Below are 19,209 nucleotides of genomic sequence, written 5' to 3' on the forward strand. Positions count from 1 at the left end.
ATAAACATCGAAATGGTATTTAAGGGTTTAGCGCGTGGAAATGAGAGTATTCAAAGGGAACAGAAGGGGGAGAGAAGACAGAGGCTCAGAACTCCCTCTCAACGAGGAACTCTGCGAGAAGCTCAAGGTCTCTCCTAGCTTCGCTCTCCGGGAGCACCTTGAGGGCCTCGTTAGCTTCCCTGATGAGGTTCTTGGCGTAGTTTGCCGCGTAGTCTATGCTGCCGTACTTCTTAAGGAGCTCAATGGCTTTTCTAACTTCTTCCTTGACCCTCTCATCGTGTATCAGCGCATCGCCCTTTGCATCTCCTGCGTACTTGCCGAAGACCTTCATGAACTCGGCCTTATCTTCTTCGCTCGCGTTGTCGAAGAAGTGGCTTACTATGAGCGTCTTCTTACCCTTCCTTATGTCGCTCCCGACAGGCTTTCCGAGCTTTTCCTCGTCGGCAATCAGGTCAAGGACGTCGTCCCATATCTGGAAGGCGATTCCGACGTTCATGCCCCACTTGGAGAGGGCCCCAATGTACTCCTCGTCCTCCGTTCCTACAATAGCCCCGATCTCGGCCGAACCCTGGAAGAGCGCGCCGGTTTTGCCGCTTATCATTTTGAGGTACTCCTCGACGGTGACCTCTTCCCTCGTCTCAAACTCTATGTCGAGGGCCTGGCCCTCGCAGAGCATGTTTGAAGTCCTGACGAGGACGTCGAGGATTCTGGCCTTCTTCTCGGCCGGAACATCGGCCTTAGCTACCGCCTCGAAGGCCTTGCTGAAGAGAAGGTCTCCGGCAAGGATCGCCATGTTGACGCCCCAGAGCTTGTGGACGGTCGGCCTGCCCCTCCTGAGCTCGTCCATGTCCATGATGTCGTCGTGGACGAGGGAGTAGTTGTGGATGAACTCGACGGAAGCGGCTGGATAGAGGGCCTTTTCCGGGTCGCCGCCAACCGCCTCGGCCGCGCGGAGGACAACGAAGGGCCTAACGCGCTTTCCTCCAGCGAGGGGATAGTGCCTCGCCGCGTCGTAGAGGGTTTTTGGCTCCACATCGGGGATGAGCTCGAGGATTTTCTCATCAACGTCCTTTGCCAAGGTTTTAACTCTTGCAAACAGGTCATCGTACCGTCCCATCATACCACCCCATGAGTAGTGAGTGCTATCCTACAATGAGAGTGAGGGCATTCTTTATCAGTTTTACCCTCACTTGATATCCACCACGTAGCCGTTCCTCGACACGAAGACGTCCCTTCCTATGAGATAGCCCTCCTCCTCGGCGAGCTCGGCGTAGTGGGTCAGCATCCTGAACTCGCCGTGTGCCGGAACGATGTTCTCCGGGTTGAGCATCCTTATGAGATAGCGGTGGTCTTCCCTGCTCGCGTGGCCGGAAACGTGGAGGTCTTTAATCATTCTCACGCCCTTCATTTTGAGCTTGGTCTCGAGTGCATAGCGCTGGGCTATGTTGAGGGGATTGGGTATCGTCCCGGCGGAGAAGACTACGGTGTCGTTGCTTCCGAGGTCATAGAGCTCCCCGTTCGCCATTCTGGTTAGAACTGCCCCAGGTTCGCCCTGGTGGCCGGTGACTATGAGCAGGTAGTTCTCCCTCGCCTGTGAGACTTCTTTGAGGACTTTTTTAACGGCGTTGGGGCTCCTGACGGCGCGGGCTCCTTTCATCCTTATGAGGCCGAGCTGTTTTGCTATGCCCGTGTACTTTGAAAGGGAGCGGCCAATAAGAACGGCCTGCCTGCCCATCGCGTTGGCTATGTCAATGAGTTCCTGAAGGCGGGGTATGTGCGAGGCAAAGGTTGTCGCTATTAAGCCCTTCTCCTCGAGCCCCTCGTAGAGGAAGAAATCTTCAAGGAGCATCTTGGCAACGGCCTCGCTGGGAGTTTTTGTCGGCTCTGAAACGCGCGTGGACTCGGGTAGAAGGATTTTAACACTCTCTTTTCCAAGTTCTTTTAGGCGTTTGTAGTCGGGCTTCTCGCCGAGCGGGTTGTTGTTATCGAACTTGAAGTCGCCGGTGTGGACAACGGCTCCCTCGGGAGTGTGAACGACGACCATTGAAGCCTGCGGTATGGAATGGGTTATCCTCACGAACTCTATTGCCAGGTTCTCGCTCACCTGGACTATCTCACCGAACTCGGTCTCGTACATCGGGTTCTTAACCTCAAAGTACTTCTCGCTCTTGACCTCGTTTTTGGTGAGCTTTACCGTATAGGGCGTCCCGTATATTGGGGTGTTTGGATAGTGGGGGGCGAGTTTACCAACGGCGCCGATGTGGTCGAGGTGGCCGTGGGTGAGGGTTATGGCCACGACCTTCTTATCACGGAGCATCTTGTCGTTTGGAATGGCCCCGAGCTTCCGAAGGTCCTTTGAGGACATCTGCTGGAAGTTGACGTCCTCGTGGATAAGAACACGGTCGAGGCGAAGCCCCATATCTATTATAACGACCTCCCCGTTGTATTCGACGGCGGTCATGTTCTTGCCCACTTCTTCGTAACCGCTGACGGTGTAGATTCTTATCATTTCATCTCCTCCTTAATCTGTTGGAGCGGAGCAGTGCTCGGCTCCGGCCCGTGGGTGGTGGAGCGGGGCTCCACCGGGTTAAGGTGTAATAGGCTGGAGGGTTTAAAAAGGTGCGCATTTTGGAAAGAAGAGAGGTCAGAAACTCCTGCTCCTGAGGTAATCCCAGAGGTCAATCCTCCCCTCAAGCCACTCCCTTGTGAAACCAGTTACCACGAGCGGCACTTTTCTAAGCTCCCCGACGTTTTTAGCCCCGACGAGGAACATGGCGTTGCGAATCTCCTCAATGTAGCGCCTGAGGATTTTTATAACCCCATCAACGTCGCCCTTGACCGCGGGCCTGAGGAGAGGCAGCGCAACACCCGCGAAGGTGGCTCCCATAGCTAGGGCCTTTGCCATCGCTATGCCGTCCCTCATCCCACCGGTCGCTATTATCGGGAGTTCTGTGGCGTACCTAACTTCGGCAACGCTGATAGCTGTTTTTATGCCCCAGTCCCAGAAGCGGAGCGCTAAGTCCTTCCCGAGCTCATCCTTGGCGCGGTAGTATTCAACTCCACTCCAGCTTGTTCCGCCGAGGCCACCCACGTCAATAGCGTCAATTCCTATGCTCTCAAGCCTCACCGCGACCTCCATGGAAACTCCCGCTCCGGTCTCCTTCGCTATTATCGGGTAGGGGAACTCGGCCTTGAGCTCGGCGAGTGCATTTAGGACGCCCCTGTACTGAGTGTCCCCCTCCGGCTGGACGCTCTCCTGGAGCGGGTTGAGGTGTATGGCCAAAGCGTCGGCCTGGACGGTCTCGACAGCCTTCAGGGCCTCCTCTATGCCGTAGCGGCTAGGCATGGTCTCGGCAAACTGGGGTGCACCGAGGTTACCGACGAGGAAAACATCCGGAGCGACGTCCCTGACGTAGTAGCTCTCCCAGGTCTCGGGCTTCCTTATCATTGCCCGTTGGCTCCCAACGCCCATGGGGATGTTGAGCTCCTGAGCTGCCTGAGCGAGAGTCTTGTTTATCTTCCCCGCGAGCTGGGAACCCTTCGTTCCACCCGTCATGCCGGCAATGAAAATCGGGTAGTCAAACTTCCTCCCCAGAAACTCGACGCTCAAATCTATCTCGTCCTTGTCTATCTCCGGAAGGCTCATATGGACGAAGTGAACATCCTCAAAACCGTTGCTGATGTGAGCCTGCACGTTCCGCTTTAGGCAGTGCTCTATGTGCTCGAACTTCCTGATGACCGTAAGTTCCTCCTTATCAAACTCCCCCATTAATACCACCAGAGAAGAGAGGGTGGTGAAAGTTAAGAGGTTTTGGGTGGATAAATTCCCCGAAGTATTGGGCTACCAAAAGCAAGATACGAAGGCCATTGATTCCAAACCATCACCTGCTAGGGTCCCAAACTATCTTCGTTCCAATAGCCCCTCCTTTTATGGCCCCGAGCAACCTTTCGGGAACTTTCCCGTTAACGAACCAGACCTCTGAGTAGCGGGCGATTTTAAGGGCCTCCCTTAACTTGTTGCCTATGCCCCCCGTGACGTCAACGCCGGCCGCCTCGGAGCTCTCAAGAAGGTGCTCTATCTCTTCCCCCGTGAGCTCATCGAGGAGCCTTGAACCGGGCTCCCGCGGGTTCCTGTCGTAGATTCCGTCAACGTCCATGAGGAATATCACTTTTTCTGGCTTGAGAGTCCTTGCAAGGTATGTTATTATCTGGTCACCGGAGAGTATGTCAATGCCCTTCGCGAGGTCAACGGAAACATCACCAAACAGTACGGGGATGAAACGGCGCTCAATGAGCTTTCTTATTACCTCAACGTCGCCGTGGACAACTTCACCGTTTCGGGTTATGAATATGGAGGATGTGGAAACGGAAAAAGCCGGCAGGCCCTCATCGAGGAAAATCTTGACGATTCTGTCGTTGGCCCTCAGCATGGCCCTGTGCGTCTCGGAGAAGCCTATCCTCTTCACTTCCGGACACTCGGCGAGTCCATCCCTTATGCGGTACCTTCTGGCCTGGGGATGGCCAAAGCTCCCACCGCCATGGACTATTAAGAAGTCCTCCCCTCTCAAATAAGCCTCCCCGACCTGGCGGGCTATTTGTCTAACGGTCTTCTCGTCGAGGTTTTCGGGCTCTCCCCCCTTGTCGCTGAAGACGCTCCCACCGATTTTGACGATTATCATGATGAACACCAAAAAATAAGAAGCGAGTAAATTTATATGGGTTGCGACTTATAATAAGTCGATAAGACCTGTGTTTTAGATTAACTTCCCTCGGAATTGCATCTCTCGTGTATTCTCACAAACTCCATAATACCTCCAGCCATTGTTTCGTTCTTATCCTTATCTGCGATTCTGTAAACGATCTTTGGTTTTATTAGAAGCATCTTTACTGATGGCGTTATGTTCATATACATCACGATGAATCTCTCTTCTTCAGGTGGAATAGCACATCCCTCTTGAGGTAACAATGAGTCTTTTGGGATATTTTTAACATTGTACAGCTCAGGAGTATCAAATATTGATGTGGCATTATAACATGCAATGGCAACGGTAGATATGCCGGAGATCCCTGAGTAAGTTATATTCATTACGTACACTGTGGTATTTAGGGGATTTAATATGCCTACTTTGTACGAAATGAATGAGTATCCCTCATTGAAAGAGAACACTTTTTCGGTATATTCAGTAATGTTCAGAGGATTCATGTGGTCAGATACTTCAAAACTCCAATTCCCAAGAACCAATGAATACTCTCTTTTTGTGTCATCTAAAATTTTAACTGTCGCCGAGAGATTCGTAAGGGTAACGTTGTGATTAAATAGGACATGTAAGGGGACTTGAAGTTCCTTGTACCATCCAGGGCCGGTTTGGAGCAAGGTGCCATTATAAACAACCCATACCTTTAACTGGGGAATTTTAACTACTATTCGAGAGCGAGAGGTGACATTGTGGGATGAACACCAATAAATAGTAACATTAAACTTATCTCCCGGGGATGTATACACATATGACTCATACTGAGAGAGAAAAAGATCGTAGCATTCCGCTCTCTCGGCACTTTCGTAGAGCATGGTTCCAAAAATTAATAAGGAGACAAAAACACCTGCGACCCCCAGATATATTTTCTTCATATCCTCCACCCAGCAGGTGCTTATGAGTTACATGTTCCAAGGCATTCTGGGACATCCTCCTCACGGGCATAAGCATCGGCATATTCATCTGTAGGGTGCTCCCCTCCCAGTTGATCAATTAGGTACTTGCGCTGAACTACCTTATAGATTGGTCTCTTGTACCTAGAGTATAATACTACTGTTTTTCCGCAACTACAAGTTGCACTACATGTCTTTGATTCGCAGTCTGTGACCCCAATGGTAAAGCCCACTGCAGCCTCGATCTCAGAGAGTGGAACTTTAATCTGTCCCCAAGCAGCTGTTGGGCTACATTTGGTAACTGTCCTTTCAAATGTACATGACTCTGCGTAGCAGTAGAGGGTACCCTCTTCTTCCCAAGCTCCACGATCAACTCGGTACAGATAGGAATACTCAACCCTCCACTCTTCAAAAGGCCCTGGAAGTATATCGCCCTCATTCGGCTTTACTGGATTAACCTTGCTTTCTGCTGACACGTTTATCGGCACTTGGAATGCCGCTAAAAAAAAAACAATACTACCATCAAAATAGAAAATCCTCTTTTCATTCCACTCCCCCCAATAAACATTCAGTTGTTGATATGCATTTATAATATATAAGTTTTTCTATTTTGCAATATTATGTTGGAATATTATGGGAAAACCTCCAAGCAAAAGATGTTATTGTAAAGGGGTAATTAACACAGAGCATTATGGCAGAACCTCCTCTATCCTGAGCCCCTCGCGGCTTATGCGCGTTATCATCGGCGTTCCACCGGCTATGGTTATGGCCGTTGCCACCTCGCTCTGCTTCTCCGGAGCGAGGGCGTACATGCACCCACCGCCGCCGGCGCCGGTTATCTTGGCCCCGAGGGCCCCCGCAGTTTTGGCGGCGTATACAAGTTCACTTAACTTTTTGGTGGAGACACCGAGAGCATCAAGGAGGCCGTGGTTGATGTTCATCAGCCTGCCGAGGAGCGGGAACTTGACACCGCGGTCGTAGTCCGAGACTATTATCTCCCTCGCCTTCTCAACCACTCTCCCCATTGACTCAAGGATTGGCTCTATCACATCGGGCATCTCCTCGTAGTTTCGTCTCACCATTGCCACCAGTTCCTTGGTGGAGCCGCTCGAACCGGTGTAGCCGACCACAATCGGGAGCTCCATGAAGGGAAGGTGGTCGAACTTCCCTTTCTGGTAGTGGATAAAGCCGCCGATGGCAGAAACGGTTGGATCAATCCCGCTTGATGCGCCCTGGACGAGGAGTTCAACCCTGTGACCGAGCTTTCCCACCTCCTCATTGCTCAGCTCGAGGCCGAGGAGCCTAGAGACAGCCCCGATGGTTGCAACGGCAACGGCGGCTGAGCTTCCGAGGCCAGCTCCTACCGGAATCTGCGAGGTTATCGAAACCGTAACCCCCGCGTTCCTGTCCGCTTCTTCCATCACGAGGTTTATGGCCTCCCTGACGTAGCTCAGCACCTCCGCGGCCTTGCCGTAGTCGCTCTCGAAGTAGATGCTGTCCTCGGAGAAAGACACTATCAGCCCGGGAGTCCTTATGTCGTGTGCCTCTATCTTTATCCTGCCCGAGTCGTTGAACTCCGCTCTAACGTACGTCCTGAGGTCTATGGCGGCAGCTATCGCCGGTTTTCCATAAACAACGCTGTGCTCCCCAAAGAGGATAATTTTAGCCGGTGCCGAAGCGAGAACCTTCTTAACGCTCATCTCTGACCCTCCAGACCTTCATACACATACTTTTGTAATACACAGGGCTCAATCTCCATCGTCTCCAACTCCTCTATCGCATGGGAGCCAGAGAAAACCATGAATATGACCCTACCCTTCCAAGTTCGGAGTTTTTAGCTACCTTCTGCCGAGATTCACGATAGGAAATACGGAAAGGGACTTATCACACTTTCGCTAGCTCCTGAAGACTACGCTCGCGTACCCGACAACCGCATCGGTGCTTCTGCTCACCTCGAAGCTCGTCGTGTAGTGGAGAAGCTCCGCCTCAACCGCTCCCGCAAGACGGGAGTACACTATGGCCGTTCCAACACCACCGGGCCCGCACATGGTGTGGTTCATCTCCCTCAGCTCCCTGAACATCTCCCTGAGGTCAAGGTTTAGGATTGCCCTTATGACCCTGAAGTCCCACTCCTTTATCCTGTGGGGCAGTTCATCGGCCCTAACGCGGAAGGGAACGTAGCCGTAGGCCGGGCCGTAGTGCATAAAATCAGTGCTCGCTATGACCACGATGTCCCTGCCGAGCTCTTCGCTGGCCTTGAAAATCGCCCTCCCGAGGTCTTGGGAAACTTCCTCGTCCTGAATCCCGAGGGTTATCGGCACGATTTTGACTTCCTTTCCTGACTTCTCGGCGAGGTATTGGATAAATGGAACCTGAACCTCGATGGAGTGCTCGTATTTATGTGCCAGATCGTCGAGGTCGGCCAGCTCCGAGAGCCTCGCTATGGCCTTCGCGAGCTCCCCGTCCACCTCAACTCCGCCGAGGGGAGTGAGCCACTCCCCGGAGGGATACACCGCTATCGGGGAGCCAAGGCCCGTGTGGTTAGGCCCGAGGATTACGAAGGTTTCGGGAAGCCCGTCCTCAAAAATGGCCTTGTAAGTTCTGCTCGCGGTGTAACCGGAAAAAACGTAGCCCGCGTGGGGGGCAACTCCGGCAGTTATATTCCTCTCGCTCCCCTCTTCGCCAAGGTCTTTGAAGAACTTCTCCAGCATGAGCGTTAGTTCCCCACCGGCAGGATAGAAGCTACCCGAAACTACAGGGTACCTCACCATGACCACCCCTGAAGAAGTTCGCTCTAAAGGTTTAAAGGGTTATAGCTAAAATGGAGGAGAAAAGTGGGCTCAGCCCCTTATAATCCTCATCTCGAAGTCCTCGATGTTGAAGCCGAAGTCCTCCCTGCTGGCTATGTCGCCCCGGTTGAAGAGTACCTCCCTCGCGAGGATCCAGTAGATGAGCGCGAGGGCCTTTCTACCCTTGTTGTTGGTCGGGATGGCGAGATCAACGAAGCTGAGGAGGTTTTCGGTATCAACGAGTGCCACGATGGGTATACCTATCTCCTTGGCCTCCTTAACGGCCTGGTGGTCGGCCCTCGGGTCGGTGACTATGAGCACATCAGGCTCTATGAAGTTCTTAACCTGCGGGTTGGTCATGGTTCCGGGGAGGAACCTTCCGGGGATGGCCCTTGCACCGGTGACCTCTCCGAACTTCTTAACAGGCTTCTGGCCGTAGAGCCTAACGCTCACGGCAAGAATGTTCTCGGGATCGAACTTGGCAAGGAACTTGCCAGCGACCCTAAGCCTCTCGTCGGTCTTTCTGACGTCGAGGACGTAGAGACCGTCCTGCCTGGCCCTGTAAATAAAGCGGGTCATGTCCTTCGTCTTCTGCTGGGTGCCTATGTGGACACCCGCTGCAAGATACTGATCAAGCGAAACCAGATATTCCTCCATCTTCTTCACCCCTCAAACGTTATTATCCTGGCTTTTTCACCCAAATCTTCCGCAACTCTAATGAGCTCGTTTATTTTAACGAGCGAGCCCTTGTCCAGCACCACCGCGGGGCACTTGAGCCCTACGGCGAGGTGTGGAAGGGCTTCGTCGGCGGATTCGAAAGTGGCTTCGGCCATTATAGGCACGATTTTCTCCGACTTGACGTCGTTCACCACGTTGTAAACGTCGGTGAGCGTTCCAAAGTTTATGGGTTTTATTGAGAGCGCGTTGTAGTAGCGCTTGTCGAGTATGTCCTTCGAACGGAAGAGCTTCTCCCCGTCAACGAACACCTCGTGGGTCTCGGCCATGAGCTCGAGGTACAGTTCCTCCTCGTCGCTCGCGGGTTTTACGTAGGCCACGTTGTGCTCCTCTATGAGGGTGAGGAGCTCCTCAAGGTCGTGGTTTCCCTTCTCGATAAGCCCTATGGCCACGTCAACACCGAGCTCGTCGCTCGCCATTTCCGAGGCCTTTGAGAGCCCATCGAGCGATGCCTTCCCCGCCAGCTTCTTCATCTCCGCGGCGGCGTCCACCACGTCGCGTATCTCCGTGATGTCGCGCACTATCACCATGTAATCGAACTCCGAATCGCCCGCGAAGAGGAGCATTGGGACGGGTATCTCCGTGCTGAAGGTTCCGCCAATGTAGCGGTAGAGCGGTATGCCCTTCGAGGAGGCTGCCGCTTTGGCCACCGCTATGGAGATGGCCAGTGCGGTGTTGGCACCCACGTGGCTGAAGTTTTCGGTTCCATCTATCTCCCAGAGGTAGCTGTCTATGAGCTCCTGATCCTGGGAGTCGAAACCTATGAGCTCCGGGCCTATGATCTCGTCTATCTCGCTAACTCCCCTGTAAGCATCAACGGTGTAGAGGAGGGGGTTCGCCTCCAGTGGAGCGGCGTAGCGCCCGAAGCCCGAGGGCGTTATGACGTCCACTTCCACCGAGTATCTGCCGCCCCTGAGGACCGCAATCCTTGCCACAATATTGTTTATCACCGTGTTCATATCGCCACCTTCAGCTTGGCCTTATGACGGTTATTGGTATTACTCCCTTCTCAAACTCGAGCATGGCCGCTTCCAGAGGGGTTATCCCCTCGGGGACGTCTATGAGGACGGGTGCACCCATGGATATCTGGAGTGCCCTAGCCCCTATCACCCGGGCCTTCTCAAATCTCGTGTACCTGAACATGGTTCTCACCTTTGCCAATTTTGGTGGGGCCGCCGGGATTTGAACCCGGGTCTCCGGCACCCCAAGCCGAGAGGATGGACCAAGCTACCCCACGGCCCCACCCAAGAAATGTGGGTTTTTAATACACTCTGTACTTCATGACATCGTCTATGAGCTCGACGTGGCTGAGGAGTGTCCTCCTGCAGCAGTACCTCTCAAGGCCGAGATCGTCGAGGACTTTCTCGGGGTCCTCCCCCTTCTCGACCCTCTCCTTGAACTCGTAGTATTTGTCCCCTATCACCCTTCCACAGGTGAAACACCGGACGGGCACTATCATTTTCACACCTTCCCGCTTTTAAAAACTTTTCGGATATAAGTTTAAAGGAAAGGGCTCAACGGTAGGACTTCTGCCTCTTGGCCCTCGGGCCCTTGGTAGAGCGGTTTGGCTTGTGGGGCTCGGTTCTCCTGCTGTCGCCGACGAGCATGGTCCTGTCGTACTGCATGTAGGTGTCCTTGAGGTTCATGTCGTTGGTCCACTCCACGAGGGCCCTGGCTATGGCGACACGTGCCGCTTCGGCCTGTCCGACCATTCCTCCACCCTGGACCTTGACGTCTATGTCAACCTTGTTAACGATACCCTCTCCGGCGAGGATGAGCGGCTCCATGATGATGAGCCTGACCATCTCGGGCTCGATGATCTCGACCGGCTTGCTGTTTATCCTCACTCTGCCCTTACCCTCTCTAATGGTGGCCCTCGCAATGGCCGTCCTCCTCTTTCCAGCAGTCTGGATGACCTTCATCTCCATCACCTCAGAACTTTCCACCAAGGAACTTCGCAACCTCACCGACGGTAACGAACTTCGGCGTGGCGAGCCTTGATATGTGGGCCTCGCTTATCGTCTCAAGCTCCTTGCCCTCGAACTCCTTCGGAATGCCCGCGTAGACCTTGAGCTTCCTGAAAGCCTTCCTTCCCTTGTCCTTCTTCCAGGGGAGCATTCCCCTCACGGTTCTCCTGACGATCTCGTCGCTCCTCTTGGGGTAGAAGGGACCCCTTCTCGGGTTGGATATTGACCTGAAGAGCGTCTTCTGCTTGTACTTGGCGAAGATGTACTCCCTGTTTCCGGTTATGATGGCCTTCTCGGCGTTGACGATAACGACTTCCTCTCCCTCGAGGAGCATCTTGGCGACCTTTGAGGCCATCCTTCCCAGTATGAGTCCGTCAGCGTTAATAATCCTCATGGCTCATCACTCCATTATGATTACTCCACTACCCTTCGGGTTCCTCTCAATGAGCTCCTCAATCGTGATAGCCTCTCCACCAGCGCTGAGTATCTTGGCCTTGGCCTCCTCACTGAAAGCCCACGCAGCGACCGTAACCTTGTGGCCTATGCTTCCCGCGCCGAGCACCTTACCGGGGACTATAACGGTGTCGCCTTCCTTGGTGTAGCGGTTGATCTTGCTGACGTTAACCTCTGCCCTCTGCCTCCTGGGCCTCTCGAGGCGCCACGCGATGTCCTTCCATATCTTAACCCCTTCCTCGTTGGACTTCTTCTTGAGGGTTCTTATGAGCCTTCTCAAATTAATGTCAGTTGGTCCGGTTCTCTTAACCATGAACACTCCTCCTTAACGTTTTCTCGCACCGCACCGTTGGGAGGGATGACAGTGACTGGTGCGGGGGACGGGATTTGAACCCGCGAACCCCTGCGGGACGGGACCCTAAATCCCGCGCCTTTGGCCAGGCTCGGCAACCCCCGCGCTATTCCGCTAATCTATGGAGTTCGCTTATAAATTTATCGCCCTTCCTCATGAGGATTTTAAGGGCGGTCGCTACTATAGCTTCTGCGGGGAGTTCGCCGTTGCTTTCGACCGTAAAGACGAAAGCACCCGGAATTATCTCTTCTTTGATGGGCCCGCCGACGTACTCGTCGAATTCACGGGGGAGGTAGAACGCCTTGGTGGTCGTTACGACGAGCTCCTCCTTGGTCTCCTTAACCGGAAGCCCGCGCTTCTCGGCGAGCTCCTTAACCCTCTCCCAGTTGGGTACCTCCTTGCTCACGTGAACCTTCGTGAGGTACTTGTAGTAGGCAAAACCAGGCTGCCACTTGGCGTGCTCCTTGCCCCTACCCAGGCGCGCATAGGCGTTGAAGGTCAGCCTCTGCCCCTCGGCGAGCTTGACTATCGGGATGTCGGGGTTTGCGGGCTTTATCTCGGGGTCGTCGCTCTTAATGTCGCCTGAGTAGACGATTCCCGGGCCCTCCGCCTCGAGTGAGAGTGTGACGGTGTACTCATCGAGCTCCAGAGCATCGAGCTCGAACCTGTCCGCGGGGGTGACCAGCGGAATGAGTCCGAGGCGGTGGGCGATAATCTCGTCAAAGAGGGCGGAGTTGTTTTCGTAGAACTCAACCTCGTCAACGGCGAAGGTGGGCACGTCGCCGAGGATGGTCCTGCGGAGAGCGTTGGCAAAGGCTACCTCAACTCCCTCAACGATGAAGCGTATCGCATCCTCCCTCTTTTCAAGAATTTCGATTTTCATTGTTCTCACCAAAAAAAGAAGTTGTGAAGGTCAGACACGCCTTCCCCTTCTACCGCCCTTGGGCCTGGTGCCGTCGTGCGGTATTGGGGTGACGTCCTCCACCCTTCCTATCCTAAGCCCCGCCCTGGCGAGAGCCCTAATGGCTGCCTGCGCACCGGGTCCGGGGTTCTTGCTCTTGCTTCCACCGGGAGCGCGGACCTTTATGTGGATGGCCGTTATTCCCTTCTCGAGAGCCTCCTCCGCGGCCCTCTTGGCGGCGATCATTGCCGCGTAGGGGGAGGGCTCGTCCCTGTCGGCCTTAACGACCATACCACCGCTGCACTTTGAGATGGTCTCCGCTCCGGTGAGGTCGGTGATGTGGATGATGGTGTTGTTGTAGGAGGAGTAGATGTGGGCAACACCCCACTTCTCCTTCTTCTTTATGTTAATCCTCTGCTCCTCGCTCATTGTGCCTCACCCTTCTGAGCCTGTTCAATAACCATCCTCTCCGGGTGGTTCTCCCTCATGAAGGGGGAGGTCTTGGAGTAGGTTATGGTGTCCTCCTCTTCCCTGAGCACGAGGTAGCCCGGAGAGCGGATTATCTGGCCGTTGACCTCGATGTGGCCGTGAACGATAAGCTGCCTGGCCTGCCTGGGAGTCCTCGCGAGGCCCTTCTTAAAGACGATGGTCTGAAGGCGTCTCTCGAGAACGTCCTCGATGACGAGTGAAAGGACGTCATCGAGCTTTGCCTCGGCAGGGAGAAGACCAAGCCTGTTGAGCCTCTGGAGGAGCTGAACCCTCTCGACCTCGGCCTGCTTACCGCGGGCAGCGAGGAGTCTTCTCGCCCTACGCCTGAACTCCCTGAGCTGGGTCTCGTGCCTCCAGAGCTCCTTCTTGTTCTTGAGGGCGTACTTCTTCATGAGTACCTTTTCTCTCTCGATTCTCTCCTTAATCCAGGGGTGAGAGGGAGTCTCGTACCTCTTCCTTGGCTTCTTCGGGTCTCCCATTTAGATCACCTCACTTCTTCCTCCTGCTAACACCGAGTGTTGCACCGTGCCTGAAGTTTGACCTCGTCCTCTGGCCCCTCACGGGTAGACCGCGCTCAAGCCTGATACCCCTGTAGGAGCGTATGCGCCTGAGCCTGTTGAAGTCCTCCCTCCAGTACATGGCGAGCTTTGCACCGATGAGGTGGAGGTTCCTTCCGGTCTCGTAGTCCTTGGGTCTGTTGACAGCCCACTCGGGGATTCCGTGCCCAACGGGGTCCTCAAGCACCGCCTCGATCTTCTTAACGTCCTCATCGCCCATGTAACCGAGCTTGGCGAAGGGGTCTATTCCGGCAGCCCTGCACACCATGGTGGCGAAGTTTATGCCTATTCCCTTGATGCCCGTAAGGGCCCACCTTATCTGCTTGTTTCCGTCCAGATCCGTTCCAGCGATACGCACGATGTGTCTAAAGTTCTCGGTCATTATCAATACACCTCCAGATCAATCCTTCACGAGGATTTTGGCGCCGGGACGGGGATTTGAACCCCGGAGGGCAAACGCCCACGGGCTCTCAAGGCCCGCGCCATCCCAGGCTAGGCTATCCCGGCATAGACTCTAAAGCCGCCCCCTTTGGACAGCTCTCTCACTTCATTGAAGGTTTGCTCCATTAGAGCCTTAATATATTTTGCGCCCTGATTGGTGCGAATGACGAGTTGGAGCAGACCGCTATCGTAGAGATGCTTGGGAGCATTTATAACTATTTCCCTCAGCACCTCTTTGCCAGCGTGAACGGGTGGATTGGTGAGTATGGCGTGGAAGCGCTCCCCTTTGACCGGCTCGTAGAGGCTTCCCCACTTTACCTCCGCATTCTCCACGCCGTTGATTTTTAAATTTTTCTTTGCTATGCTCACCGCCCGCCTGTTCACATCGGTCATCACAACGTACTCAACAAAGCGGGAGGCAACAACGCCTATAGCCCCGTAGCCGCAGCCCAGATCAAGGACGCGCCATCTCCTGTCCAGAACGGCGCTCTCAAGGAGTAACCTCGTGCCGTTATCGAACTTCCCAAAGGAGAAGACCCCGCTGGCGGTGATGAACCTGAAGCGCTCTCCCCTGACGGTGACCTCTATGGTCTTCGTCCTGAGCGGGACATTGGGGTTCTCGGAGTAGTAGTGGCTCATGGTTGGAAATAAGGGGAGGGGTTTATAAAGTTGAACCCCGCCCCTTGCCCGCACAGCAACCTTTGCTTGCGCAAAGCTTGACCAAAAGATAGTGATTCCTTTTTAAAGTGCCAATTGGGGAAGTGTTTGCACTCTCTCACTAGAGCCCTTTAAACAGGAATTCATTCCACACAAGTTTAGAACAGGGAGTTTAACTCTAAAAGCGCTCGATAGAGCGCGAGAAAAAGTAACCCAAGTAAATGTTCCCACTCAAATGGAATTCCAATCCAACAATAATAGTTAGAAAAGCAAACATGACAAAGAAAAAACTAGAAGGAAGAACCACAAACTTTGATGAAACTTTGCGCAGGCAAAGTTCTCCTTTTGAAGAGCAAACTCCTACAATAAGGGATTTGAGAGTACGGAAAGCTTTTGAGAAAAGTTACAGGGGGCGTGGGGCGTCAGCCCCCCTGAGGATTAAGAAATAATGAAGGTGGGGAAACGTAGTTTCCCATGTTTTAAAGAAAAATCGGGGCTGTGGGGTGAAACCCCACCCCGGGGGTTTGAGAGTACAGGAAGCTTTTGGAAAAAGCTTCACCAAAAGTTTGAATGTCTTTGAGAATTGGCTTGATAACGGAGGATTCTCCTGATAAATGAGCAGAAAAATGCAGGTTTTCTCTTCTTTTAACGCCCTCCGGGCGCTATATTGCAAGCAAACCCCTTGAAAAATTGTCAATTAAACGAGAGAATCAAAAACTTGGCACTCTAATAAGGACATTCACTCTTTGATGAAACTTTGCTTGGCAAAGTTTCTACCACATTTTCGGATACCACTCTCTCGGCATGAAGACCTTGTCAACGTCAACCGCTATGCCCTTGCCTTTGTTGAGCATCTCCTGGCTGCTCATCTTGGCCTTTCCGAGGGCAACGAGTTCGTCCTTGAGGGTCATCACTGCAACCAGGTCACCCGGCTTTATGCCCTTGTTGAGCTTGACTACACCAGGGACAGCCAGATCGGCACCGTACGTTACAGCGGCAACCGCCGAGTCCCTTATCCACACCTTGGGGAGGTGCTCTACAGCTTTTTCCATCGGCTGGATGGCCTTCCTGAAGTACTCCTCAACCCCGTCCTCCTTCCAGAAGTGATAGTAGTCGAGGAGGTCGTGGAGGGTCACGAGCGTCTCGTCCTCCTTGAAGGGGCCGCTTCTGGTTCTCCTGAGCTCGGCCATGTGGGCGCCGACACCGAGGGCAAGACCCAGGTGGTGAATGAGCGAACGGATGTAGGTTCCGGCTTCGACTCCAACGCGGAAGAGAACGTCCCTGCCGTCTATCTCGAGCACGTCTATGTAGTAGACCTTCCTGGTCCTAAGGCGTCTCTTGACGGCGCTCCTCAGCGGCGGCCTCTGGATTATCTCGCCCTCGAACTCTCTCATGACGGCATTTATCTTCTCCTCCGGGACGTCGTCGTGGAGGTGCATGAGAGCAACGTACTCCTTACCCGCGGGAAGCAACGCCTGCACAACGCGCGTGGCTCTCTCAAGGGCAACCGGTAAAATACCGCTCACCTTCGGGTCGAGCGTTCCACCGTGGCCTGCCTTGCTGAGGTTGAAAAGTCTCTTAATCCACGCGACAACTTCGTGGCTCGTCGGTCCGGGGGGTTTATCGAGGTTTATTATGCCGAACTGCATGTGCATCTCCATGGGCCTCTTCTCTGGCGGAAAGCCCCACTTAGGGTTGGTCTCGGCGCTTTCGTCTCTAATGAGAACCTCACGCTTTATGTCCGCCGGTAGGATCTTCCTAACTTCGTCCCTAGCCATGAGCATCACCCGGTGAGCGTTACTGCCCTAAGTTTCCCCTCCGGCTTTATAAACTTGCCCTAATGCCCGCCCGGAGAGCCCTCAGAGCATGTAGAGTATGTCGTACGTGTGGGTGGGATAAGCGTAGTAGGAGTGCTTTAAATCCGAAGCCCTCAGGCCGAGCTTGATAGCCAGGGCAAAGACGTTTATTACCTCCTCCGAGTTGTGGCCGAGGAAGTGGGCTCCTAGTATCTTCCCGCTGCCCTTCTCAACCAGCACCTTGTAGGCAGAGTACCTCTGGTTTATCCGGAGGGAAGTGTACCACCCCGAAGTGTCCCCCTCCCTAACCGAAAACTCAAGCCCCCTCTTTACCGCGTCTTCCTCCCTCAGTCCAACCGAGGCCAGTGGAGGTATCGTGAAAACTACTGTGGGTATGGCATCGTGGTTCACCTTGACGTGGTTTCCCTTTAGCATGTTACTTGCAGCGATGCTCCCCTCCACCGCGGCCACTGGCGTTAAGGGAAGACCCCCAACGGCGCAATCCCCCGCGGCGTAGATTCTCGGGTTGCTCGTTTGCATGTACTCGTTGACGATTATGCCCCGCCGGTTGTGTTCCACGCCCGCGTTTTTAAGCCCGAGGTCGTCTACGTTGGGAACCCTGCCAGCACCGTGGACGACGAGGTCAGCCTCGAAGTCGCCTTTAGGGGTTTTGACGAGGAAGGAACCATTCTTTTTCTCAACTGCTTCAACTGGTGCGTTCGTGATGACTTTTATGCCAGCGTCTTCGGTGGCCCTCAGCAGGAAACTCACCACGTAGGGCTCGAAGTTCTTTAGGGGGCGCTCGCTCCTGTGGAGTATCGTCACTTCACTCCCGGCACGGGCGGCAAGGTGGGCGAACTCGAAGGAGATATATCCGCCTCCGATAAAAACTATCCTCTCCGGAAGCTCGTCGAGGTCGAGGAACCCGTCGCTGGTGGTCACGTGCTCCTCACCCGGAATGTTCAAAGGCCTCGGCTTTGCCCCGGTAGCGATTAGAAACTTCTCCGCCCCTATCGTCTCCCCGTTCACCTCGATGGCGCTTTCAGAGACGAACCTCGCCTTCCCGTGGAACGTCTCGACGCCAGCATTTCTGAGGCTCCTCTCCATCCTCTCGGGAAATCCTTCCGTCCACTCCCTCTTGAAGGCCATTAATTCCTTCCAGTTTATCCTGAGGTCTCCCTCGAGGCCCTTGCCCCTCATTCTCTTCGCCCAGTCCACCAGCTCCGCCCCGCCGATGAGGATTTTCTTCGGGTCACAGCCTCTCAGTGCGCACGTCCCTCCAAAGGGCCTCTCGTCAACGATGGCAACACTCAAACCGGACTTGGCTAGCTTGTAGACTGCAGAAGAGCCGGCGACGCCGGTTCCAATGACCACAGCGTCAAACTTCCGCATTTTCCTCATCCCTCTCTATCCTAACGCCCCTCCAGAAGGCAACGTACCCCTTGATGGCCTTCGCGGCCTCCTTAGGTTCGGGGTAATACCATGCGGCGTCTTTGTTCACATGACCGCCGACCACAACGTGGTAGTAACTCGCCACGCCCTTCCAGGGGCAGGTCGTGTGAGTGTCGCTCTCCCTGAGGAACTCCCATCTCACGCCCCACGGTGGGAAATACACGTTGCCCTCGAGAAGAACCACTTCCCCGCTCCCTGCCTCGGCAATAACTTCTCCGTTCCAAACAGCTCTAACCATGAAAACCACTCCATCATTAAGTAGGCGGAAAAAGTTAAACGGCTTTCTGTTTACAGAGTGGAAAGATATCAAAAACAATATATTGCAATGTAAAAAGCACAACCGTCGGAACATTGAAAAGAGGTGAGGCCAAAAGGCCCCAGTCTCACTCGAGGCTTATTCCAGCCTGCTCGAGGGCGGCCTTGACTGCCTCGTCGTCAGCTCCCCTCTCGATGTTAACCTTCTCCGGAAGGGGCTCGATGTGCTTGATGTTCATCCTTCTCCTCTTAACCTTGTTGAGGCCAGCGCCGGTAACGAGGACGAAGTTCCTGTCTATGACGTCAACGACGACGACCTTCTGACCGGCCCTCCTGCCGGCTATAATCACACCGATCCTTCCAACCTCTATGGCAACCATTCATTCCACCTCCTCAGTTTTTTTCTCCATCCCCCGCGTCACCGACGGGGGAAAGGTGGTCGACGGCGGCCTTCACAATCTCGAAGACGCCATCGGGACCCCATTTCGATGTGTTTATTACCAGGTCGTAGATTGAGAGGTCCTCAATGTCAATACCGTATAAGTTTAAATATCTTTTCCTGTTGCTCTTCTCCCTCTCAACGGTCTCCATGAAGGCCACGTCGTAGGGTTTCCCCTCCCTTCTCGCGACCCTCTCAACGCGGACCCTGAGGGGTGCATCGAGCCATATCTTAAGGTCGGCTTCCCTAACCATCCAACCAGCGAGGCGACCCTCTATC

General features: G+C 54.0%; 25 protein-coding genes and 3 tRNA genes. All 28 read right to left on the reverse strand.

From position 1 onward, the window contains the following. Nucleotides 1–85: 85 nt before the first annotated feature. Nucleotides 86–1,117, reverse strand: coding sequence for a polyprenyl synthetase family protein (locus PFER_RS04890; RefSeq protein ID WP_048149363.1), 1,032 nt, complete (start codon nt 1,115–1,117; stop codon nt 86–88). 69 nt (nt 1,118–1,186) lie between these two features. Beyond that, a complete protein-coding gene (locus tag PFER_RS04895) occupies nt 1,187–2,509 on the reverse strand; it encodes an RNase J family beta-CASP ribonuclease (RefSeq protein WP_048149366.1) in 1,323 nt (440 codons plus the stop codon). 135 nt (nt 2,510–2,644) lie between these two features. After that, entirely contained in the window at nt 2,645–3,769 is a 1,125-nt protein-coding gene (gene fni / locus PFER_RS04900; protein WP_048149368.1) for a type 2 isopentenyl-diphosphate Delta-isomerase, read from the reverse strand. Nucleotides 3,770–3,881: 112 nt separating this feature from the next. Next, nucleotides 3,882–4,679, reverse strand: coding sequence for an isopentenyl phosphate kinase (locus PFER_RS04905; protein WP_048149370.1), 798 nt, complete (start codon nt 4,677–4,679; stop codon nt 3,882–3,884). Nucleotides 4,680–4,759: 80 nt separating this feature from the next. Further along, a complete protein-coding gene (locus PFER_RS04910; RefSeq protein WP_048149372.1) occupies nt 4,760–5,629 on the reverse strand; it encodes a hypothetical protein in 870 nt (289 codons plus the stop codon). Nucleotides 5,630–5,649: 20 nt separating this feature from the next. Further along, on the reverse strand, nt 5,650–6,135 hold the full coding sequence (locus tag PFER_RS12140; protein ID WP_157255092.1) for a hypothetical protein: 486 nt from the start codon (nt 6,133–6,135) through the stop codon (nt 5,650–5,652). Nucleotides 6,136–6,336: 201 nt separating this feature from the next. Next, nucleotides 6,337–7,347, reverse strand: coding sequence for a mevalonate kinase (locus tag PFER_RS04915; RefSeq protein WP_048149374.1), 1,011 nt, complete (start codon nt 7,345–7,347; stop codon nt 6,337–6,339). A 195-nt stretch (nt 7,348–7,542) separates the two neighbouring features. Next, nucleotides 7,543–8,418 (reverse strand): MEMO1 family protein, encoded by an 876-nt coding sequence (locus PFER_RS04920; protein WP_048149376.1) that lies wholly within the window; start codon nt 8,416–8,418, stop codon nt 7,543–7,545. Nucleotides 8,419–8,487: 69 nt separating this feature from the next. Beyond that, entirely contained in the window at nt 8,488–9,093 is a 606-nt protein-coding gene (rpsB, locus tag PFER_RS04925) for a 30S ribosomal protein S2 (protein ID WP_048149378.1), read from the reverse strand. Between the two features lie 5 nt (nt 9,094–9,098). Next, on the reverse strand, nt 9,099–10,130 hold the full coding sequence (locus tag PFER_RS04930) for a hypothetical protein (protein WP_048149380.1): 1,032 nt from the start codon (nt 10,128–10,130) through the stop codon (nt 9,099–9,101). Nucleotides 10,131–10,140: 10 nt separating this feature from the next. Then, a complete protein-coding gene (locus tag PFER_RS04935; protein WP_048149382.1) occupies nt 10,141–10,314 on the reverse strand; it encodes a DNA-directed RNA polymerase subunit K in 174 nt (57 codons plus the stop codon). Nucleotides 10,315–10,335: 21 nt separating this feature from the next. Continuing rightward, nucleotides 10,336–10,413 (reverse strand) — tRNA-Pro (locus PFER_RS04940). A 19-nt stretch (nt 10,414–10,432) separates the two neighbouring features. After that, on the reverse strand, nt 10,433–10,630 hold the full coding sequence (locus PFER_RS04945; protein ID WP_048149384.1) for a DNA-directed RNA polymerase subunit N: 198 nt from the start codon (nt 10,628–10,630) through the stop codon (nt 10,433–10,435). Nucleotides 10,631–10,685: 55 nt separating this feature from the next. Beyond that, nucleotides 10,686–11,093 (reverse strand): 30S ribosomal protein S9, encoded by a 408-nt coding sequence (locus PFER_RS04950; RefSeq protein WP_048149386.1) that lies wholly within the window; start codon nt 11,091–11,093, stop codon nt 10,686–10,688. Nucleotides 11,094–11,103: 10 nt separating this feature from the next. Further along, nucleotides 11,104–11,532 carry a 50S ribosomal protein L13 gene (gene rplM / locus PFER_RS04955; RefSeq protein ID WP_048149388.1) on the reverse strand — a complete coding sequence of 143 codons (429 nt, stop codon included), beginning with the start codon at nt 11,530–11,532 and terminating at the stop codon, nt 11,104–11,106. 6 nt (nt 11,533–11,538) lie between these two features. Further along, the gene (locus PFER_RS04960) at nt 11,539–11,904 is read right to left on the reverse strand and encodes a 50S ribosomal protein L18e (protein ID WP_048149390.1); all 366 of its coding nucleotides are present in this window, start codon (nt 11,902–11,904) and stop codon (nt 11,539–11,541) included. 56 nt (nt 11,905–11,960) lie between these two features. After that, a tRNA-Leu gene (locus PFER_RS04965) sits at nt 11,961–12,048 on the reverse strand. Nucleotide 12,049: 1 nt separating this feature from the next. Beyond that, nucleotides 12,050–12,826: a DNA-directed RNA polymerase subunit D gene (locus tag PFER_RS04970; RefSeq protein WP_048149393.1), complete on the reverse strand. Its 777-nt coding sequence runs from the start codon at nt 12,824–12,826 to the stop codon at nt 12,050–12,052. A 30-nt stretch (nt 12,827–12,856) separates the two neighbouring features. Then, nucleotides 12,857–13,273, reverse strand: coding sequence for a 30S ribosomal protein S11 (locus tag PFER_RS04975; RefSeq protein ID WP_048149395.1), 417 nt, complete (start codon nt 13,271–13,273; stop codon nt 12,857–12,859). Further along, on the reverse strand, nt 13,270–13,812 hold the full coding sequence (locus PFER_RS04980) for a 30S ribosomal protein S4 (protein ID WP_048149396.1): 543 nt from the start codon (nt 13,810–13,812) through the stop codon (nt 13,270–13,272). Before PFER_RS04980 ends, PFER_RS04975 begins: the two co-directional genes overlap by 4 nt. A 10-nt stretch (nt 13,813–13,822) precedes the next feature. Beyond that, on the reverse strand, nt 13,823–14,272 hold the full coding sequence (locus PFER_RS04985; RefSeq protein ID WP_048149425.1) for a 30S ribosomal protein S13: 450 nt from the start codon (nt 14,270–14,272) through the stop codon (nt 13,823–13,825). Between the two features lie 38 nt (nt 14,273–14,310). Further along, nucleotides 14,311–14,397 (reverse strand) — tRNA-Ser (locus PFER_RS04990). Next, nucleotides 14,383–14,970, reverse strand: coding sequence for a class I SAM-dependent methyltransferase (locus PFER_RS11995; RefSeq protein WP_084593911.1), 588 nt, complete (start codon nt 14,968–14,970; stop codon nt 14,383–14,385). Before PFER_RS11995 ends, PFER_RS04990 begins: the two co-directional genes overlap by 15 nt. A 791-nt stretch (nt 14,971–15,761) precedes the next feature. Beyond that, nucleotides 15,762–16,766, reverse strand: a complete 1,005-nt coding sequence (locus PFER_RS04995; RefSeq protein WP_048149399.1) for an RNA-guided pseudouridylation complex pseudouridine synthase subunit Cbf5 — start codon at nt 16,764–16,766, stop codon at nt 15,762–15,764. 81 nt (nt 16,767–16,847) lie between these two features. Beyond that, a complete protein-coding gene (locus PFER_RS05000) occupies nt 16,848–18,176 on the reverse strand; it encodes a dihydrolipoyl dehydrogenase family protein (protein ID WP_048149404.1) in 1,329 nt (442 codons plus the stop codon). Continuing rightward, nucleotides 18,163–18,474: a DUF427 domain-containing protein gene (locus PFER_RS05005; RefSeq protein ID WP_048149405.1), complete on the reverse strand. Its 312-nt coding sequence runs from the start codon at nt 18,472–18,474 to the stop codon at nt 18,163–18,165. The genes PFER_RS05000 and PFER_RS05005 overlap by 14 nt, the downstream gene beginning before the upstream one ends. A gap of 145 nt (nt 18,475–18,619) precedes the next feature. Then, nucleotides 18,620–18,871, reverse strand: coding sequence for a 50S ribosomal protein L14e (locus PFER_RS05010; protein WP_048149407.1), 252 nt, complete (start codon nt 18,869–18,871; stop codon nt 18,620–18,622). 13 nt (nt 18,872–18,884) lie between these two features. Next, nucleotides 18,885–19,209: (d)CMP kinase (cmk, locus tag PFER_RS05015; protein ID WP_048149427.1), on the reverse strand; the 325-nt coding region annotated here is incomplete at its 5' end.

The organism is Palaeococcus ferrophilus DSM 13482 (genome assembly GCF_000966265.1).
Lineage (GTDB): Archaea > Methanobacteriota_B > Thermococci > Thermococcales > Thermococcaceae > Palaeococcus > Palaeococcus ferrophilus.

Excerpts from the sequence above, each read along its gene's own strand:
- PFER_RS04915 (WP_048149374.1), bottom strand. The coding sequence starts at position 7,347 with ATGAGCGTTAAGAAGGTTCTCGCTTCGGCACCGGCTAAAATTATCCTC.
- PFER_RS04905 (WP_048149370.1), bottom strand. The coding sequence starts at position 4,679 with ATGATAATCGTCAAAATCGGTGGGAGCGTCTTCAGCGACAAGGGGGGA.
- PFER_RS05005 (WP_048149405.1), bottom strand. The coding sequence starts at position 18,474 with ATGGTTAGAGCTGTTTGGAACGGAGAAGTTATTGCCGAGGCAGGGAGC.
- PFER_RS04970 (WP_048149393.1), bottom strand. The coding sequence starts at position 12,826 with ATGAAAATCGAAATTCTTGAAAAGAGGGAGGATGCGATACGCTTCATC.
- PFER_RS05010 (WP_048149407.1), bottom strand. The coding sequence starts at position 18,871 with ATGGTTGCCATAGAGGTTGGAAGGATCGGTGTGATTATAGCCGGCAGG.
- PFER_RS04980 (WP_048149396.1), bottom strand. The coding sequence starts at position 13,812 with ATGGGAGACCCGAAGAAGCCAAGGAAGAGGTACGAGACTCCCTCTCAC.
- fni (WP_048149368.1), bottom strand. The coding sequence starts at position 3,769 with ATGGGGGAGTTTGATAAGGAGGAACTTACGGTCATCAGGAAGTTCGAG.
- PFER_RS04985 (WP_048149425.1), bottom strand. The coding sequence starts at position 14,272 with ATGACCGAGAACTTTAGACACATCGTGCGTATCGCTGGAACGGATCTG.
- PFER_RS04950 (WP_048149386.1), bottom strand. The coding sequence starts at position 11,093 with ATGAAGGTCATCCAGACTGCTGGAAAGAGGAGGACGGCCATTGCGAGG.
- PFER_RS04945 (WP_048149384.1), bottom strand. The coding sequence starts at position 10,630 with ATGATAGTGCCCGTCCGGTGTTTCACCTGTGGAAGGGTGATAGGGGAC.
- PFER_RS04890 (WP_048149363.1), bottom strand. The coding sequence starts at position 1,117 with ATGGGACGGTACGATGACCTGTTTGCAAGAGTTAAAACCTTGGCAAAG.
- PFER_RS04910 (WP_048149372.1), bottom strand. The coding sequence starts at position 5,629 with ATGAAGAAAATATATCTGGGGGTCGCAGGTGTTTTTGTCTCCTTATTA.
- PFER_RS04995 (WP_048149399.1), bottom strand. The coding sequence starts at position 16,766 with ATGGCTAGGGACGAAGTTAGGAAGATCCTACCGGCGGACATAAAGCGT.
- PFER_RS04935 (WP_048149382.1), bottom strand. The coding sequence starts at position 10,314 with ATGTTCAGGTACACGAGATTTGAGAAGGCCCGGGTGATAGGGGCTAGG.
- PFER_RS04960 (WP_048149390.1), bottom strand. The coding sequence starts at position 11,904 with ATGGTTAAGAGAACCGGACCAACTGACATTAATTTGAGAAGGCTCATA.
- PFER_RS04895 (WP_048149366.1), bottom strand. The coding sequence starts at position 2,509 with ATGATAAGAATCTACACCGTCAGCGGTTACGAAGAAGTGGGCAAGAAC.
- PFER_RS11995 (WP_084593911.1), bottom strand. The coding sequence starts at position 14,970 with ATGAGCCACTACTACTCCGAGAACCCCAATGTCCCGCTCAGGACGAAG.
- rpsB (WP_048149378.1), bottom strand. The coding sequence starts at position 9,093 with ATGGAGGAATATCTGGTTTCGCTTGATCAGTATCTTGCAGCGGGTGTC.
- PFER_RS04975 (WP_048149395.1), bottom strand. The coding sequence starts at position 13,273 with ATGAGCGAGGAGCAGAGGATTAACATAAAGAAGAAGGAGAAGTGGGGT.
- PFER_RS04920 (WP_048149376.1), bottom strand. The coding sequence starts at position 8,418 with ATGGTGAGGTACCCTGTAGTTTCGGGTAGCTTCTATCCTGCCGGTGGG.
- PFER_RS05000 (WP_048149404.1), bottom strand. The coding sequence starts at position 18,176 with ATGCGGAAGTTTGACGCTGTGGTCATTGGAACCGGCGTCGCCGGCTCT.
- PFER_RS04930 (WP_048149380.1), bottom strand. The coding sequence starts at position 10,130 with ATGAACACGGTGATAAACAATATTGTGGCAAGGATTGCGGTCCTCAGG.
- rplM (WP_048149388.1), bottom strand. The coding sequence starts at position 11,532 with ATGAGGATTATTAACGCTGACGGACTCATACTGGGAAGGATGGCCTCA.